Consider the following 17,859-nt stretch of genomic DNA (forward strand, 5'->3'; position numbering starts at 1 on the left):
TTGGTTGAACAAAATTGCCGCAAATCCCCACCCTCCGCATTATCGAATCCATCCGCGAGATTCCCGCCTCGCAGTGGAATGCGCTGGCGGGCAGCAACCCCTTTCTCTCGCACGCCTTTCTCAGCGCCCTGCAGGAAAGCGGCTGCGCCACGCCCGAGACCGGCTGGCACGCGCAGTTCCTGACGCTGTGGCAGGGGGATCATCTGGTCGGCGCCATGCCGCTCTATCTCAAGACCCACTCGTGGGGTGAATTTGTGTTCGACTGGGCGTGGGCCGAGGCCTACCAGCGCGCGGGCCTGGAGTACTACCCCAAGCTGCTGTGCGCCGTGCCGTTCACGCCGGTGACCGGCCTGCGCCTGCTGGCGCCCACGCCGGAGCTGCGTTCAGCCTTGCTGCACGCGGCCCTGCGGCTGGCGCAGGAAATGGGCGTTTCCTCGCTGCACTGCCTGTTCCCGCCCGAATCCGAGGTAGAGGAGATGCGGCAGCAGGGCATGATGCTGCGCCAGGGCGTGCAGTTCCACTGGCGCAACCCCGGCCATGCCGATTTCGACGCCTATCTCGTCGGCATGAGCCACGACAAGCGCAAGCGCATCCGGCAGGAGCGGCGCAAGGTCAAGGAGGCGGGCATCACTTTCGAGCGCCTGACCGGCAACGCGATCAAGGATGAGCACTGGACATTCTTCGAGCGTTGTTACGCCCGCACCCACCTGCAATACAACTCGCCGCAAGCCCTCAACCTGGATTTCTTCCGGCGCATCGGCGCCAGCATGGCGGACAATATCCTGCTCATCATCGCCCTGCGCGACGGCCAGCCCATCGCCGGGGCGCTCAATTTTTTCAGCCGCGAAGCCTTGTATGGCCGTTCCTGGGGCGCGCTGGAATACCACTCCGGCCTGCACTTCGAGGCCTGCTACTACCAGGCCATCGAATTCTGCATCGAAAACAGGATCCCAGTCTTTGAGGGCGGCGCCCAGGGCGAGCACAAGTTGTCCAGAGGCTTCCTGCCCGAAACCACTTGGTCCGCGCACTGGCTGGCCCACCCCCGCTTTGCACAGGCGGTGGACGACTTTCTCAAGCGCGAAACGCGCGGCATGAATTTCTACATGGACGAACTCAACGAGAGGAGTCCGTTCAAACAAGCAGAGAAAGGCTGTTAACCACGGAGAACACGGAGAAAAACCATCTGGTATGTTTACTCCGTGCTCTCCGTGTGCTCCGTGGTTCCAAAAGGTTTTTTAGATTAAAGGGAGAAATAGACCATGTCAGTCAACCGCGACAAACCCACTGCCGAGGAGCTCAAGCAGCGCCTCAGCCCGGAGCAATACCACGTCACCCAGGAAAACGGCACCGAGATGGCGTTCCGCAACGCCTACTGGGACAACAAGGTGGAAGGCCTCTACGTCGATATCGTGTCGGGCAAGCCGCTGTTCAGCTCGCGCGACAAGTTCGATTCCGGCACCGGCTGGCCGAGCTTCACCCGGGCGCTCGATCCGGCCAACGTCACCCTGCACCAGGACCGCTCGCACTTCATGACCCGCACCGAGGTACGCAGCACGCACAGCGACTCGCATCTCGGCCACCTCTTCGACGACGGCCCCGCCCCGGCCGGCCAGCGCTACTGCATGAACTCGGCCTCGCTGCGTTTCATCGCCAGGGAAGACCTGGAAAAGGAAGGCTACGGGGAATACCGCAAGTTGTTCGAGTAAATTTGAGCGCGTTATTAACCCGGCCCTTAAATATCCCGGAATGTAGGAGGCCCGCCCCGGGCTGATCCAACCGGCCAATCGCGCCCCCCCCTTCCCAACCTTCCCCCGCAAGCGAGGGAAGGGGCGTCGGGTTGAAAGTGCAACGCCATGAATTTGGTATAATGCCGCGCGACGGAAATCAATTTGCCATTAAGGGTTTGTCATGAAAAGCATAATGCAAAATAACGCGCGCAGCGGTAATGAAGCTTCCCCAATCGCACCACGCGAGCCGCAAATTGCTCTTCTGATATCGATTTGCCCCGGATTGGGCCAGGTGTATGCCGGCCACCTGACCCGAGGCGTCATTTCCTACCTCGCGCTCATCATCGTCTCGTGGCTGGCCGCTATCGCATTCATGTACGTGGAGAACCGCTTTGCCGGCATTCTTTTGCTGTCCGTTCCGTTTGCCGGTGTCGTGCTGATTGCGCTGGATGCGTTTCGCTGCGCCAAAGAACAGCCCCAGGATTACCGTCTGGCCTGGTTCAACAGTGCAAAAGCTTATGCGGGAATATTTCTGCTCCTGCTCGTTACAGCAAACCCCCTCATGGATTTCTTCGTGGGCAAGAATGTGGTCCGTGCCTTTTATGTCACTTCTGACAGCATGGAGCCCACTATCCTGGGAAACGATATCCTGGTCATCAACAAGCTGGCTTCCCCGGAAAAGGGAGATATCGTACTGATCAACCTTGAGCGGAAGGCAAGGCAGCAGTCTACCCAGTTGACGAGCATCATGGCTGATCAGGTCGTCAGCAGGATTATCGCCGGGCCAGGTGACACACTTGAAATTCGCGGCAAGGATGTGCTTGTGAATGGCGAAAAACAGGTTGAATCCTATGCCTATTACAGCAACGAGATAAGCACAATCAACATGGGCGAAGAAGCCAGTAAATTCGGCCCCAGGCAGATCCCCGCGGACACCTACTTCGCGCTGGGGGATAACCGGAATTTTGCTATAGACAGCCGCGTTCTCGGATTTATCGGCAAAAACAGGATTAGCGGCAAAGCCACCAAGGTGTTCTGGTCGTGGAACCTTGCTCAAAACACCATTCAGTGGGACAGGACGGCCAAGGCCCTGAAGTAATTGCCAGTAACGAAATGGGCTCAGCTGACCTGGGCCCTCTTGGGATTTACTTCGCGACGGCGGAAAAAATAGTTACGTGCCACATAGTTATCACCTCATTGGATAAATCACTTTTACCTCCGATGAGTCCTGCTGCAATACAAACATCAGGCTGTAAATCAGATTAACAGCTCACAGTCTGTATTTATCTCTTTCGTTCCGCCCCATCACCTTGATCGAATCGCTGGAACACCGTCTCACCCAAAAAACCGGACCCAACCGGTTGTTCACGGTTTCTTGGGAAGTGGCCTGACGTGTCGATGATTTACACGAATACGAATACACTTGCTTAACGTGTCGCTGATATCGACATCAACAATAAACATGTCGACAAACATAAAGAATATCGACATGTTTTGCTACACCGTCCACTGAGGTGCCCCATAAAAGCAAAAAGGCCACCCCCGAAGAGTGACCTTAATGCATTTTTTGGTGGTGTGCAGTTACAACCGAACGACTCGCTATTGGGGCCAATGGGTAATACTGCGGTTGTCTGTCCATCGAATGGGGAGTTTGGTGACAAAAGTCGAGCCACCCTCAAAAAACAAGTCCATGTTTCAAGACCGTCCCTATAACGGTACCCCGCATAATCCTATTCGACCTGTCATTTGTTGCTTGGATGGCAGCCTTGTAGTAGCTAGTCACCTCATCGGAATCCGTGGTTCCGCTGCCAACGGCATTCACTCGACTATACAGTTGGGTCAAATCTTCACGAACCTTTGCTGGGTCCAAGATGATCGATTCCTTTGTCATCTGTCTGTGGGTCTCAACCAGCAGATTTAACAATTCCGCTTTTCGCCAGGCACGACTGTTGACTTCCAATTGAAGAGACGCAACGAACTGGAATGTGGAAGCTAATTCCGAAAAGACTTTATCCGCTCCGGGGAATTCGTCATTATATTTTTCGAGGTATTCCTCTAAGTCATCATCCCGATTGAAGTAAGTGCTCAAGATCGTAATTGCAAGTGTTAGGCAAAAAACCAGATCGCCCATCCGCTTGACATCGTTGGTCTTGAACACGCCATGCAGCTCAAAAAATTCATGGCCTGCCAGCATCTCGCCAAACTGTTTGAATGCGCCGTCGAATCGGGCGTTGTGGATCTCCATTGCATTCAGTGAGTACTTGGTCGAGTTGATTCGGGTGAACACTTCCTTTATTTCATCGATGGTTTTCTTCCCGAGGTCACGTACAACGACCTCGTATTCGAGAAACGCCAGCTTCGTGTCTTGCTGCAGCGAACTGTATGCAGGGACGTCACCTAACCTGAAATCAGGGGAACCTGTGAAGTATTGATAGAGTGTTGATATCCGTTGCTGGCCATCAACCAGCATTTGAGATCCCTCTGCAGTATCAGGGTTGACGTCGCCAGTTGCCACGTAAATCTCAGGAAACGGATATTCCTGAAGTACCGTCTTGATGAACTCCTGCTTGTGCCGGTTTGTCCAGACGAGTCGCCTCTGGAACTCGGGTCTCGGCACAAGAGTCTGGTCCTTGATGCCAGTTAGGAGTTCTCGAATACGTTTATTTGTCGCACTGGTCTTCATTTTTTCTCCTTCCCTATTTCATCGGCGCAACCACTGACCGCCCGCATTTGGTAGGCCTCGAGGAAATACCAATCCTTGTACAACGCTCCCCTGATCTTTACGGATGAGTAGTCTCCAGATGAGGACAGCGCATTAAAAAATTCCCACCAGTCGTTTCCAAATTCGAACGAATGCGATGGAGGCAACTTATCCGGCCGTATCCATCCCTGGAACAGGTAATCCTTGAACTCTCTTCCACGCTCCCAATAGCCCCCATGGTTTTCATAGTCATGGACAGCTCGCCATATGCGTGAGAAAAGACTGTCGGAAACGATGACCACGTCAATATCCGACTCGTCACAAAATGGGCGATAGCGCTTGCTGGGCGCAATGCTGAATCCGAGCTTTGCAGAACCTACAACCAAGACCTCATTCGGATGAATTTCATACTTTGCGGCGACCGTACTTCGCAATGCGAAATATGCCGGATCGGCAATAGCTGCAGGGTGGCCATATATGATGTTCTTGCGGATTACGTCCAAAGGCTGCAGATCGACAAGGTCTTGTTTGAAACTCAGAATGCGCCGATGCATATCTAGACCGCCGATCATGTTTTTTCCTTGCGCATGTCCATCGTTAGCCGAGCGCCGAAAACTGTTCGGACAGATCAACTGTCAGCCGGTGACCATTGGCTACAAGCCACTGCCGTGCCCTGTCAGCATTCGGGCACATGCTTTGGACGGTCAGCCAGAAGCGCTGCGAATGGTCCGGAATAGCCAAGTGCACCATTTCGTGAGTGACGATATAACGCAGCACATAGTCGGGAGCCATAATCAGCCGCCAGTTGAACGACAGATTGCCAAGCGCCGAACAGTTGCCCCACTTGGTGCGCTGCCCCATCACGTAGACGCGATTCGGCGCACGCTTTACACGCTTGCCAACGTCGGCCAAGTGCCTCTCGATATTCTCTCTGGCCTGCTTGCGCAACCAGTTTTCCAGCGATTTCGGCGCGGGTGTTCTTGCATTCGAACCGCAGAGGATGGAAATCGCACCTTCCTCAAGAACTACTTTATTGGGTGCCATCCAGCTATCAATTCGGACCACCTTGATCGGAACCGGTTCACCCCGAAACAGAACCTGTCCCTGCATTCTTTTTTCCGGGCGTCTCACAGCACGAAGTTGCCTGGCGCGCTCCAGTTGATCGACTACCCAAGCTTGGTTATCGGCCACAAAGGCGATGCCCTCGTGAACATCCCGGCCATCTGGCACGATGACTTCAAGCCCATCGGACTTCACTTTTATTCTCAGCTTCTTGGCGGTTTTCGAGCAAACAATCCGACACTCCACATCCTGCCCGTCGAGCAGGATGTGTTGCAGCGTGCTGGCGCGAATCGCTTCAGCTGGTGGCATCGGTGTTTACCAATTCGTCGACCGCTGGCTGCAAGAAAGGCGGATTGGCGTCATCCGGATTGAATCCAAGTTCGGCGTAGGCGGGATTCCAGGATTCAGCAAGCAGCGACTGCTCAACTCGCATCCGCCCTCCCTTGGATTGACTCCAGCCTGGCAGCAGCAATTGATTGTCGCGCAGGTGAGCCACCATCCGTCGAGCGCAGTCGGCCAGATATGGCTCATCCTTATTGGTGGCAAATTCGCGCAGAACAGTGAACAACTCGTACTCGCCGGGCTGTGTCAATCCAAGTCGATCCGGTTCCTCGTCAGACTTGGCTTTGTCATCAGCGATTTCCTGCAAGGCCTTCAGCCGTTCCTCGGCAGCCTTGTCGGCAGCATCCTTCTTGGCCTTGATGCGCGCCAGGCGCTCACCGAGTTGCCGGTAGGTGAAGCTCGGATCGTCCTCGGCCAGTTCCGCTGTCAGAATCGCTTCCAGGGCCGCGGCCTTGTCAGCCGCACTGGGGAGTTCGTCGAGCTTGGTGACATAGTCCTTGTCGATTTTGAACACTGGCAGCGCCAGCGCCATGTCCATGAATGTCGTGTTCTGCTCGATCAACTCACGGGTTTTCGCAGACAATTCGCCGAAAGTGCCTTTCTTATCGGCACCACGTTGCCGGCGGCGATAGGCAATGTAGATACTGCACAGCCAGTTGTAGACGTAGCGATGTTCGTACAGGCAGGGATCGGGCGACACGGCTTCCCAAAGACGCTCAAGGCTCTTGAAGTTGTGCTCGAATATTTTCGCCGCATCCGAGTCCTTGATGGCCCGAAGCGCGGCGAGCAGACAATCTCGCGTATCGGCAATCGTGATGCCCTTGAAGCTCTCCATGCAGCGCGCCACTTCTCCCGGAACGGTCGCCTTCAACGCATCCCAGTCGATCAGCGCTTCCTCGCGGATGTTCTCGTCGAAGTTGAGTGCCTTGGCCAGATTGGCGAATACGCCGAAATAATCCACCACCACGCCGGTGCGCTTGTCCATTGCCGGCAGTGGCCGATTGGTACGGGCGATGGCCTGCAGCAGATTGTGATCGCGCAGCGGTTTGTCGAGGTACATCACCTGTTCCACCGGCGCATCGAAGCCGGTCAGCAGCCGGTCGCACACGATCAGGATTTTCAGCGGCGGCCGCCATTTACTGCGTTCCTCGCCGAATGCCTCGCGGTTCCATTCCTCCCACTGCTTCGGCGTGAGCTTGAAATGGTCGATCAGATCATCCTGCTTCTGCTTGCCGTAATGGAAGCGTGCCAAATCCTCGTCATCATTCTGGCCCTCGGAAATGATTACGTCTGACCACTCAGGCGGCAGACCGCGCGCCTTGAGTTTCTTGTCCAGCGCATCCTTGAAGCGAACGCACGCCGTCCGATCCACACCGACCAACTGCGCTTTGAAGCCGCTTGGGTCCGGGTAGGCCAAGAAGTGCTCCAGCATCTTGTCGAGCACGATCTCCACCCGATCCGGATGGCGGGCCAGTTCCTTCCATTGCGAACGCTGGCGCTGGATCAGGTCTTTCGCCTCCTCGTCCTCGAGCTCCATTTCCTCGCACATCTGCTCGAAGCCAAGACTGAGTTCCTTCTCGGCGACGATGAACGGAACCTTGTCGCGGATGTAATGCACCTCGAGCGTTGCGCCGTCCTTGATTGCGCGCTTGATACCGTAGTAGCTGAGGTAGCGTTCCTGCTCGCCGTCGGTCACCGGTCCGAAATCGCGGTGGGTATTGATCATCGCACGGTCGATGGGTGTGCCGGTGAGGCCGAAGCGGAAGGCATTGGGCAGCTTCACGCGCATTGTCATGGCGTAGCTCTCGGCCGTATTGCCCTTCTGCGAGCGGTGACACTCGTCGACCAGCGTGATGATGTTGTCCTCATCCAATGGCTTGAGGTCGCCCATTTTCTGGAACGACTGAACCGTCGTCACCAGTGTGCCGCGCCACACCGCCTTGAGTTTGTTCTTCAAATCTTCGACGCCCATTGCCTTCTCGACGTTGGGATAGTCGCAAGCGTCGAAGTCATCGGAGATCTGGGTTTTCAGATCACGCCGGTCGACGACAATCATCACGGTCGGATTTTTCAGCGCCGCCTGACGCCGCAGCTTGTAGGCGGCGAATACCATCGTCAGCGACTTGCCCGAGCCTTGGGTGTGCCACACGAGTCCGGTGCGATCCTGTGCACTGGCCCGCGCGCCGATCAGGGACAGCGTGCGATCCACGATATCGTTCACGGCCTCGAACTGCTGGTAGCGCGCCACCTTCTTGATGGTCTTGCCTTTCTTCGTCTCGAACACCACAAAATGCTGCAGGAAATCGAGCACATGACACGGCTTCAAACGCAGCAAGCCCTTCACCGGCACTTCCAGTGGATCATCAGGGTTGTCAGCCTCGGGCTCATTCCACCAGCCCTTTTTCTCTGGGTACTGCGATAGCCACGGCCCCCAAGTGTCGAGGTGACGCTCGATGTCCTCTTTCTTGGCATCGTGGAACAGCACCGTGCCATAGCGGAACGCATCCTCATCGGCCGCCACGCAGAATACGTTCGGCGTTAGCATCAATGGAGCCTGGCGCTGATAGCGCTGGAGCTGATGCACCGCCTCGGTCCAATCTTTGCCGCTCGTGAGGTAGCTTTTGTATTCGGCGATTACCAGCGGAATGCCGTTCACCAGAAGCACCGTGTCGTCGCGGCATTGTTTGACGCCCTGCACGCGGTATTGGTTGGTCGCGGTGAAGTCGTTGAGCTGCTGCTTGGCCGGATCGAACTCGATGAAGTAAACGGTTTTCGCATCATCGCCAGGCACCAATTCCACTTTCACACCATCGCGCAGGCGGTCCAGCGTTTCGCGGTTGGCGGTGAGTTTGTCTGGCTTGGTCATCGTGTTGCGCAAAGCATTCACGGCCAGCAAGGCCTGGGCCGGCGTCGTCACATGGGCATTGATGCGAAGAACGGCCTCGATCAGCAATTTCTCCACCAGCGGGTCTTCCAATGGCCGCCCGAATGCTGACATCTCAGCTTCGCCGCGATAGGTCCAGCCCAACCCCTTGTCACCGGGAGTGGCGCTGCCGTAACCGGACAGCCATTGGATTACGGGGAGTTCGACGTAGCCGGCTTCGCTCATATCATTCTTTCTTCCTTGTTGAACAGTGCGGGATCGACGCGCACGGTGCCGGTGAGGAGGTCGTGCATCAAGGATTTCTTGAGCGTTTCGAGTGCAGAGAGTTTGTCGCGCAAGGCATCCTCGCGATGCTCAGCGGCCGATAGCACCGCGACGATTTCCTTCTGCTGGTCGTCCGGGGCCCGAACAAACCAGCGCGGATACAGGTCTTTGTTGTTGAGTTGAGGCACGCCGGAACTCTCGACGTAACGCGCCAGTTTTCGCCATTCCAATTGATAGCGAAAAAACTCAGGGCTGATGTCGTCGCGCACCTTCAGCGCCATCAGATTTGGATCAAGCGCGACGGGAACGGTTGTTGTGCGTACGCGATTTTTCATAATTGCCTCCCCCCGCTTGGCAATGATGATGGTACCAATGGGCAAAAGCTTGAAACTCGGATTGTTGCCAGCCACGAAGCCAATCTTGGTTCGCGTGATGCACCGCGCATTCTCAGTCAGGTTGAAGTCGCCCACTTTCATGAACCAAGCATCGGCGACCTCAGACCCGCGCAATGGCTTCAAGGCATAAACGCTGCTATTGCCGCCCGTGACTACCGAAAACGCCTGTTTGCCTTTGAGTGCTTCCCAGGACTGTGCAATTTTTCCTGCATCAGTATTTTTGCGAGGCTCAGATGTCATTTCGCAATTGAAGGCCACCTGCATCAGTGCCCGCCTTAGCGTAGATGCCTGCTCAACAGCCGTACGAGCTTGATTGATTGCATCATCTGCTGAATCCAATACGCTGGCAATGGCGGCCTGCTCGCCGGAAGGTGGAACGGGCAGTGGCATTGTCAGATAGTCGCGGAAGTTGAGATTCCGCATCTGCGTTGTCTGTTGTTCCAAACGTAAGATGCGCCCGGTCCGATTGATTCGAAAGAGTACCCAGCTCAAGTACGCTGGTGAAATCGCTGAAGCATCCGGGCGCAACAGATGCAGAAAATTGGAAAAGGCGTGTCCAGGCAAGTCCTCGCCAACGTGGCCAATTCGTCCTACTGGTTGATCGGGGCCACCACCTGACCGTTCCAGCAGAAGATCACCTTTGCGCGGTGCGAGCAGTTCTGCCTTTTCCGGTTTCAACGCACGCACCGCGATATCCGAAAGGTCGAGTCGCCTCTCATTCGTCAGATTCGTGGAGCGGAGCACGCGAAACATATGGGGGCCGCCATCATCGCCCCAATCACCGGGGGCGTTTGATTGAAGCAGGGCCTTGAGTGGCTTCACGCCCCAATCGGGTGGGACATTACCGAGCATCGTATCTTGCTTCAGCGTCAGCATGGCTGCACTTTCACATAGCCTGATTTTTGCAGCAAAGAGAGCAACTCGGTTTCAGCACTTCGCAACGAACTCTCAGCGTTTCTCAACGAACTCAGCGCTTCCGTCACCACCACCCTTGATTCCGGCTCGAAGGTATCCACGTAGCGTGGGATGTTAAGGTTGAAATCGTTCTCTTGTATCTCGTCGATGCCAACGACACGGGCATGCTTAAGCAGTTCGTCTGCATTGCCGTAGAGCGCCCCCAATTCCGTACCGACCTGCTCCACATCGCGCCGGTCGTCCTCGGCTCGGCGCCGGGCTTCGGCGATCTTTTCATCGCGTTCGGCAACCTTGGCGGCAGCCTTGTCGCGCTGTCCTTCGAGCTTGGCTAAGGCCGCCTCGGCTTTATTCTTGGCTACCTTTGCGGTGATTTTGGCAAACTCGGCCCGAGTTTCCGCCACTTGAGTTTCCAGCTTGGCCAGGCGCGTCGCGTGATCAGCATATTCCGCTTCCAGTCGTTCGATCTGATCGTGCTCGCGGGTGTTGATCTGCTCGCGAATGCGCTGGCTTTGCTTCGCCACCAGGCCGGGCACCTTGGTTGCATCACCATAGGCCTGTACGTGTACCAACATCCGCATCACATCTTGCGGACGCAATTCGTTTTGATTGGAAAGTTCACGGAAATGACGAGCGGCGTAGACCAGCAGTACCTTGTCGTGCCGCTCTGGTGGCCGCTGCTTCTTCAGGATAAGCAGGCATGCCGGCACGCCAGCGCCGTAGAACACGTTGAGCGGCAGGGAAATCACAGTGTCAATCAGCCGCGACTCAATCAAGGACTTGCGGATCAGGTGCTCATCGTCGGCCTTGCGGCGCTTGATGATGGGATTGCCGTCATCGTCGAACTCACCGGTTTCCTCCTCCACTTCGGGCTGCCCCCTGAAAAGCACGCCCTGTGGGCAGACGATGCCGGCGCGGCCGTCATCGGTCAGCGAGGCAAGGATGTGCAGGATGAAAGCGTAATCACCGTAAGCGGCAGGCGGGGCCTTGAAAGCAGCGCCGCGACCGAAGCGACCAAACGGGTCCTTGAATCCTTCCTTGCCGAAAATCTCCTTCTTGAGCTTGTCCTTTTTCTTCTTGTCGTCCGTCTGCTGTTCCGGCTTCAACCACCAGAACTCATCAGAGAACGGGAAATTGGCGAGCGCCAGCGAAAACTTGCGCACCTTGCCTTCGCCATCCTTGAAGGCCGGGTCTGTGATGGTGCTGACACCGGCAGCGATGGTTGCCTCCAGACCGTGCAACACGGAGTTGATCTTGCCGATGGCGGCATTGCCCCAATTCATCTCCTGGCCGAAATATTGGGCTGATGTGGCGTGGTGGCTGTTCTCGCGCAGGTAATCCGCCGCGTGCACCAACATGCCGCCGCTACCGCAGGTGGGGTCGTAAATGGTATCGCCCGGGTGCGGCTCCAAGATGCGCACCAAGGTATCCACCACCTCGGGCGGCGTAAAAAACTCGCCCGCTTTGGCACCGGCATCGTCGGCAAACTGCTTGATCAGGTACTCATAGGCCCGCCCCAAAATGTCAGGCGGAACACTGGCGTTGGAGAGGTCGTGTGACTCGAAGTGCTGGATCAACGCGTGCACCACCTCGTTGGGGATCAGCGGTTTGCCGCTGCCATCCGGTGCCGGCTGGTTCCAGTCGACGGTGAATACGCCCTTCAATTCTTCATTGGCGCTGGATACCGCGCGCATGGCCTGCGTGAGTTTCTCACCGAGGTTCACCGATTCGGCCAGTACGTCACCCCAGCGACTGCCGTCAGGAATGGAAAATCGGTGCTCGCCACGCGCCCGAAAAACTGCCTTCTGCGCATCGGTGAATTGCTTGCCCTGCTGGCGCTCGAGCACCGCGATGGCATCGTCCGCCTCGTTCTCCCATTGGTCGCAGAGCCGCTTGTAGAACATCAGTGACAGGATGTAATTCTTGTAGTCCTGCCCGGCAGTTTTACCGCGCAGAATATTGGCAGCGCCCCACAGGTGAGCCTCGAGTTGTTGTTGTGTCAGTCTCATTGTTGTTCCGGGGTAAGTTCGGACTCGCCCATCCAGTAGCAAAGCAGCGGCGCGGGAATGCGCAGAATTCGGGTGTTGGTATCGGGCAAGTCGGGAATCGTGCCGAAGTCGTCCAGTGACTTGGTGACCACATAGCCACGGTCGATGGACTTCTGCTGGCAAAGTTCGAGCAGGCCTTTCAGGTCGCGCAGGCCGGTGTGTTGTGCACGGTATTTCACCTCAAAGGGAATAATCTGACCGTCCACCTCGGCAACGAGATCAACTTCCCGATCTTTCTTGCCGCGCCAGTAGGTGAAACGCACGTTCTGCGAATAGTAGCGGGCGAATAAGTGCTTGAAGACCGCCGTTTCGGTTGCCACGCCCAGCGCTGCCGGATCTTCAAGGATGGCCTTGCCCTTGAGCATGACGGCCGGTGCAATGGCGGCATCGGCCAGGTAAATTTTGAAGCGCGCCCGCAGCACATCCTTACCGTACCCAAATGGCGGCAGGCGGTATATCAGGTGGGTCGCCTCCAGCAATTCGATGAAACTCTGCGCCGTCGGCCGCTTGACCTCCAGATTGGCGCAGAGATCGACCATGTCGAGCAGTCCGCCATCGTGCATGCACAGGTAGAGGAAGGTGTGCTCGAGATCCAGCACGCGGCGCACACCGAACAGTGCGGTCATGTCGCGCTTCAGCACCTTGTCGATGATGTCCTCGCGCAGCAGGCGCTGGGCCTGGGTGATGCTCTCGACTTGCGCCGTCTGCGGAAATCCACCACGTACCAGATATTCGTGGAAATGCCCGACATAGGGCGCGGCAGATTCGGTGACGCGGTAGAGGTCTGGCTGTGGCCAGTCGAACAGATCGCGCAGGGACTTGAGGCGAGGCAGTGCCGGGAGTGACAGATTCTTGATTTGTAGGTATTCGTAAAACGAGAGCGTGGTCAGCCGGATCGTGTGCCAGCGGCCGACGCCTGATTCCTGTCCGGCCTCGACAAGTGGCGTCGCCGAACCGGTAAAGGCAATCCGCCGATGCTTGGCGAAGTCCACTTGGTGTTTGACCCACGTGCCCCAATCGCGGATGAACTGGGCCTCGTCGAGGAAGATGTATTCAGGGCCATCAACCTTGGGCTCCCGCTCGCGCCAAGCCTCCAGCACCGCCTCGATTCCGGCGAGTTTCAGGATCGGGTGGTCGAAGGTTGCATAAAGAATGTTGGCGGGCGGTACGCCTTCGCGCAACAAGGCATCAGCAGCCTGTAACATCAACGTGGTTTTGCCGATCTGACGTGCGCCAGAAAGCAGGACAGCCCGGGGGGCGGGCGGGTTGGTCGTCCACGCGTATAACTCCCGGAACGCCGCCCGCCGCCACTTGGGCAGATCGGAAATCGCCTCGTCACGCCACCAGGGATTGAACTGGGACAGGACGGCGACAAGCTCTTCTTTAGATACTCTCATGAGGTAAATCCTAACAGCGTAATGCGCGCAATGCAACTACACATTAACAAAAATGCGCATTCAAGGATGAATTGAATATTTTCGGGCCGATTTTCCGATCGACCGGACTCGGAAATAGCTTGGCTTCCAGATTGAACAGCGCGTTCATGGTGGCGTCGTCAATCACATCACGGAGCCAACGATGAACATCAAGCAAACCGCCTTCGACATCTGCCTCGCCAGTACTGGAGCGACAGGCAGAAAAAAGCCCAACCGATAAAGGTCAGGCTTTTTAAAGTGGTGGGCCCGCACGGACTTGAACCGTGGACCAAAGGATTATGAGTCCTCTGCTCTAACCAACTGAGCTACAGGCCCGGTAAGCTTTAGCCTTCGTTATCCAGGAAGCTGCGCAGCCGCTCGGAGCGGGTGGGGTGGCGCAGCTTGCGCAGCGCCTTGGCTTCGATCTGACGAATCCGCTCACGCGTCACGTCGAACTGTTTGCCCACTTCTTCCAGGGTGTGATCGGTGTTCATTTCAATGCCGAAACGCATGCGCAGCACCTTGGCTTCGCGCGGGGTGAGGGAACCCAGCACTTCGTTGGTGGCTTCGCGCAGGGAGGCGTACATGGCCGCGTCCGCTGGCGCAAGGGTGGACACGTCCTCGATGAAGTCGCCAAGGTGGGAATCCTCGTCGTCGCCAATCGGGGTTTCCATGGAAATCGGCTCCTTGGAAATCTTGAGGATTTTGCGGATTTTTTCTTCCGGCATTTCCATCTTTTCGGCCAGGATCGCGGGATCGGGCTCCTGCCCGGTTTCCTGCAGGATCTGGCGGCTGATGCGATTCATCTTGTTGATGGTTTCGATCATGTGCACCGGGATGCGGATGGTGCGCGCCTGGTCGGCGATGGAACGGGTGATGGCCTGGCGAATCCACCAGGTGGCATAGGTCGAGAATTTGTAGCCGCGGCGGTATTCGAATTTGTCCACGGCTTTCATCAGGCCGATGTTGCCTTCCTGGATCAGGTCGAGGAATTGCAGGCCGCGGTTGGTGTATTTCTTGGCAATGGAAATGACCAGGCGCAGGTTGGCCTCGATCATTTCGCGTTTGGCGCGGCGCGCCTTGGCTTCGCCGGTGGTCATCTGACGGTTGATTTCCTTCAGTTCCTTGAGCGGAATGCCAACTCTGGTCTGCACATCAATCAGGCGTTGCTGCTGGTCAACGATGGCATGCTGGAAACGGCCGAGCTTTTCGCTGTAAGCCTTTCCGGCTGCGATTTCTTCCACTACCCATTCCAGGTTGCTTTCATTGCCGGGAAATACCTTGATGAAGTGGGCGCGGGGCATGTCACCCTTGCTGATGGCAAAATCCATGATGGTGCGTTCGTGGTTGCGCACTTCTTCCACCAGCCCACGCAAACCGTCGCACAGCGCCTCCACCTGCTTGACGGAAAAGCGGATCGCCATCAATTCATTGGAAATCTGCTCCTGGACTTCCTTGTAAGCCTTGTTGCGGGAGCCTTTTTTCTGCAGCACCAGCTGCATCTTGGCAAAGGCTTCGCGAATCACGGCAAAGCGCTCCAGCGCATCGACTTTGAGCTGGGCCAGATTAGCGGCTGCAATGGCGGCGCCCTCGTCTCCATCTTCGTCTTCGTCGTTATTACCCTCTTCTTCCTTGCCTTCTTTCTCTTCTGTCGCTTCGGCCGCTTCAGCTATTTCTTCGCTGAATTCATCCGCACTCTGGCCATTCAGGACGCCATCGACGAGTTCATCAATACGCATTTCCTCGCGCTCGACCATGTCCACCAGGCGCAGGATTTCAGCGATCGTGGTGGGGCAGGCGGAAATGGCCTGCACCATGTGCTTGAGGCCATCCTCGATACGCTTGGCAATCTCGATTTCACCTTCGCGGGTCAAGAGGTCAACCGTACCCATTTCGCGCATGTACATGCGCACCGGGTCGGTCGTCCGGCCAAATTCGGAATCTACCGTGGAGAGCGCCGCTTCGGCCTCTTCTACCGCATCTTCGTCGGCAACGGCGGGAGTGGCATCCGACATGAGCAGGGTTTCTGCATCGGGAGCCTCGTCATAAACGGCAATGCCCATGTCGCCGATCATGCTGATGATGCCCTCGATCTGCTCGGCATCGAGCATATCGTCAGGCAGGTGATCGTTGATCTCGGCGTAGGTCAGATAACCACGCTCCTTGCCCAGTACAATCAGGCTTTTCAAGCGCATGCGCCGCGCGTCTGCATCATTCACGCGGTTATCAACATTGTCATTTTCTGTCGCCATACCTAGTCCCGAAAAAGCGTTTAACAAAACAGGGCATTATACCCTACTTCCGTATCAATTTTCACTCGCGGCCGCGCTGCAATAATTGCAGCAGTCGCGCTTTCTGTGTTTCATTCAGACCCTGATCGCGTGCCAAAGCTTTTAATGCCTCGAGTTCCTTTAGCTCAACCTTCTGCTTCAGTTGCGCTAGCGCACCGGAAAATTCCGCCTCGATTTCGCCTTCCGCGAAGCGGTCTTCCCATTTCATGACTTCCGCTGCGGCGTCGCGCAGCTTCATTTCATGGGCAGAACCCCGGAAATGCTCGATAACCGGAGCCGCATCCTTTAATTGCGGGCTCTCGGCAAGAAAATCAAGCAAAGCCCGCAAAGTGGCTTCATCGCCCTCACGCTCCACCTGTTCAGGCTCCACCCCCTGAGCCAGTTGCGGCCGCACCAGCAGCAGCTGGAGCATCTGCCGCACCAGGGAAGGCGGATTTCGCTTCGCCCTCGGCAGCGCCCTGGGCGTTTGCACGGTTTTAATCTGGAACAGATCCTCAAGCTCCGCCTGGGAAATGCCCGCCAGTTCCGCCAAGCGCTTGCGCAGCATCAGGCTCAAGGCTGGCGCGGCGACCTGCGAGAGCAGCGGACGGGCCTGTTGCAGCAAATGAGCGCGGCCTTCCTGGGTCTGCATGTCTACTTGCGCCGTCAACTCGCGCAGCAGGAACTGCGACAAAGGCAGCGCCTCGCCCAGCATGGCCTCGAATGCCGCCTTGCCCGCACTGCGCACGTACGAATCCGGATCCTCGCCCTGGGGCAGGAACAGAAAGCTCAGATGCTTGCCGTCCGCCACTTGCCCGAGACTGTTTTCCAGCGCGCGCCAGGCCGCTTTTCTGCCTGCGGCGTCGCCATCGAAACAGAACACGATGCTGTCGCTCTGGCGCAGCAGCTTTTGCACATGGGTCGGCGTCGTCGCCGTACCCAGCGTCGCCACCGCATACTCGATGCCGTTCTGCGCCAGCGCCACCACATCCATGTAGCCTTCCACCACCAGCACGCGATCGGCCTCGCGAATCGCCTTGCGCGCCTGGTAGAGGCCGTACAGTTCCTGCCCTTTTTCGAACAGCGGCGTTTCCGGGGAATTGAGGTATTTGGGCTCGCCCTGATCCAGCACGCGCCCGCCGAAACCGATCACCGCGCCGCGCGGGTTGATGATGGGGAACATGATGCGGTCGCGGAAGCGGTCGTAGCGCTTGCCGTTTTCGCCCTCGATCACCAGCCCGGCCTGCACCAGGGCCTTGGCGTCATAATCGGGGAAAACATCCCTGAGGTTCTGCCATCCCGGCGGCGCGTAACCGATGCCAAAACGTGCCGCAACTTCTCCGGAAAGGCCGCGCCGCTTGAGATATTCGATCGCCTTGGGAGCGCGCTTCAGCTCTTCCCGGTAATAGCTGGTAGCCTGCAGCATGACTTCCGCCAGGTCCGCGCTCTGGGCTGAGCGCTGCTTTTCGGCCACGGCCTCCTGCGGCACCGTCATGCCGGCACTGCGCGCCAGATCCTCGACTGCCTCCACGAAACCCAGCCCCTGGTATTCCATGACGAAACTGATGGCGGTGCCATGAGCGCCACAGCCAAAGCAGTGATAGAACTGCTTGGTGGGGCTAATGCTGAAGGAAGGGGTTTTTTCGCCGTGGAACGGGCAGCAGGCCATGTAGTTCGCGCCCGCCTTTTTCAGCGGCACATAGCGCTCGACCACATCCACGATATCGAGGCGGTTCAGCAGATCCTGTATGAAAGACTGAGGAATCAAAAGCTGGCGCAAACCCTGAAAATGGAAAACGCCAGGAACAATCCTGGCGCTTTTGAATCAAGCCCTAAACC

At 56.9% G+C, this 17,859-nt stretch carries 12 protein-coding genes and 1 tRNA gene; 3 read left to right on the forward strand and 10 right to left on the reverse strand.

Going from position 1 to position 17,859, the window contains the following annotated elements:
- Positions 1–14 precede the first annotated feature (14 nt).
- From WC392_01610 to lepB, 3 genes are all read left to right on the forward strand, one after another.
- Positions 15–1,157 carry a GNAT family N-acetyltransferase gene (locus WC392_01610; GenBank protein ID MFA5241050.1) on the forward strand — a complete coding sequence of 381 codons (1,143 nt, stop codon included), beginning with the start codon at positions 15–17 and terminating at the stop codon, positions 1,155–1,157.
- Positions 1,158–1,259: 102 nt separating this feature from the next.
- Positions 1,260–1,706, forward strand: a complete 447-nt coding sequence (msrB, locus tag WC392_01615) for a peptide-methionine (R)-S-oxide reductase MsrB (GenBank protein ID MFA5241051.1) — start codon at positions 1,260–1,262, stop codon at positions 1,704–1,706.
- A gap of 214 nt (positions 1,707–1,920) precedes the next feature.
- The gene (gene lepB / locus WC392_01620) at positions 1,921–2,826 is read left to right on the forward strand and encodes a signal peptidase I (GenBank protein ID MFA5241052.1); all 906 of its coding nucleotides are present in this window, start codon (positions 1,921–1,923) and stop codon (positions 2,824–2,826) included.
- 576 nt (positions 2,827–3,402) lie between these two features.
- Here lepB and WC392_01625 read toward each other — a convergent pair.
- From WC392_01625 to dnaG, 10 genes are all read right to left on the reverse strand, one after another.
- The gene (locus WC392_01625) at positions 3,403–4,410 is read right to left on the reverse strand and encodes a DUF262 domain-containing protein (GenBank protein ID MFA5241053.1); all 1,008 of its coding nucleotides are present in this window, start codon (positions 4,408–4,410) and stop codon (positions 3,403–3,405) included.
- Positions 4,407–5,000, reverse strand: a complete 594-nt coding sequence (locus WC392_01630) for a hypothetical protein (GenBank protein MFA5241054.1) — start codon at positions 4,998–5,000, stop codon at positions 4,407–4,409. Before WC392_01630 ends, WC392_01625 begins: the two co-directional genes overlap by 4 nt.
- Positions 5,001–5,025: 25 nt before the next feature.
- Entirely contained in the window at positions 5,026–5,799 is a 774-nt protein-coding gene (locus WC392_01635; GenBank protein MFA5241055.1) for a SprT family zinc-dependent metalloprotease, read from the reverse strand.
- Positions 5,786–8,941, reverse strand: a complete 3,156-nt coding sequence (locus WC392_01640; protein MFA5241056.1) for an HsdR family type I site-specific deoxyribonuclease — start codon at positions 8,939–8,941, stop codon at positions 5,786–5,788. Before WC392_01640 ends, WC392_01635 begins: the two co-directional genes overlap by 14 nt.
- The gene (locus tag WC392_01645; protein MFA5241057.1) at positions 8,938–10,251 is read right to left on the reverse strand and encodes a hypothetical protein; all 1,314 of its coding nucleotides are present in this window, start codon (positions 10,249–10,251) and stop codon (positions 8,938–8,940) included. The genes WC392_01640 and WC392_01645 overlap by 4 nt, the downstream gene beginning before the upstream one ends.
- Positions 10,245–12,296 (reverse strand): N-6 DNA methylase, encoded by a 2,052-nt coding sequence (locus WC392_01650; protein ID MFA5241058.1) that lies wholly within the window; start codon positions 12,294–12,296, stop codon positions 10,245–10,247. Before WC392_01650 ends, WC392_01645 begins: the two co-directional genes overlap by 7 nt.
- The gene (locus WC392_01655; protein ID MFA5241059.1) at positions 12,293–13,732 is read right to left on the reverse strand and encodes an ATP-binding protein; all 1,440 of its coding nucleotides are present in this window, start codon (positions 13,730–13,732) and stop codon (positions 12,293–12,295) included. The genes WC392_01650 and WC392_01655 overlap by 4 nt, the downstream gene beginning before the upstream one ends.
- A 277-nt stretch (positions 13,733–14,009) precedes the next feature.
- A tRNA-Ile gene (locus tag WC392_01660) sits at positions 14,010–14,086 on the reverse strand.
- An 8-nt stretch (positions 14,087–14,094) separates the two neighbouring features.
- Positions 14,095–16,002 (reverse strand): RNA polymerase sigma factor RpoD, encoded by a 1,908-nt coding sequence (gene rpoD / locus WC392_01665; protein ID MFA5241060.1) that lies wholly within the window; start codon positions 16,000–16,002, stop codon positions 14,095–14,097.
- A 61-nt stretch (positions 16,003–16,063) separates the two neighbouring features.
- Positions 16,064–17,788 carry a DNA primase gene (gene dnaG / locus WC392_01670; GenBank protein MFA5241061.1) on the reverse strand — a complete coding sequence of 575 codons (1,725 nt, stop codon included), beginning with the start codon at positions 17,786–17,788 and terminating at the stop codon, positions 16,064–16,066.
- Between the last annotated feature and the right edge of the window lie 71 nt (positions 17,789–17,859).

The sequence above is a fragment of the Sulfuricella sp. genome (assembly GCA_041651995.1).
In the GTDB taxonomy this organism is placed as follows: Bacteria; Pseudomonadota; Gammaproteobacteria; order Burkholderiales; family Sulfuricellaceae; genus Sulfurimicrobium.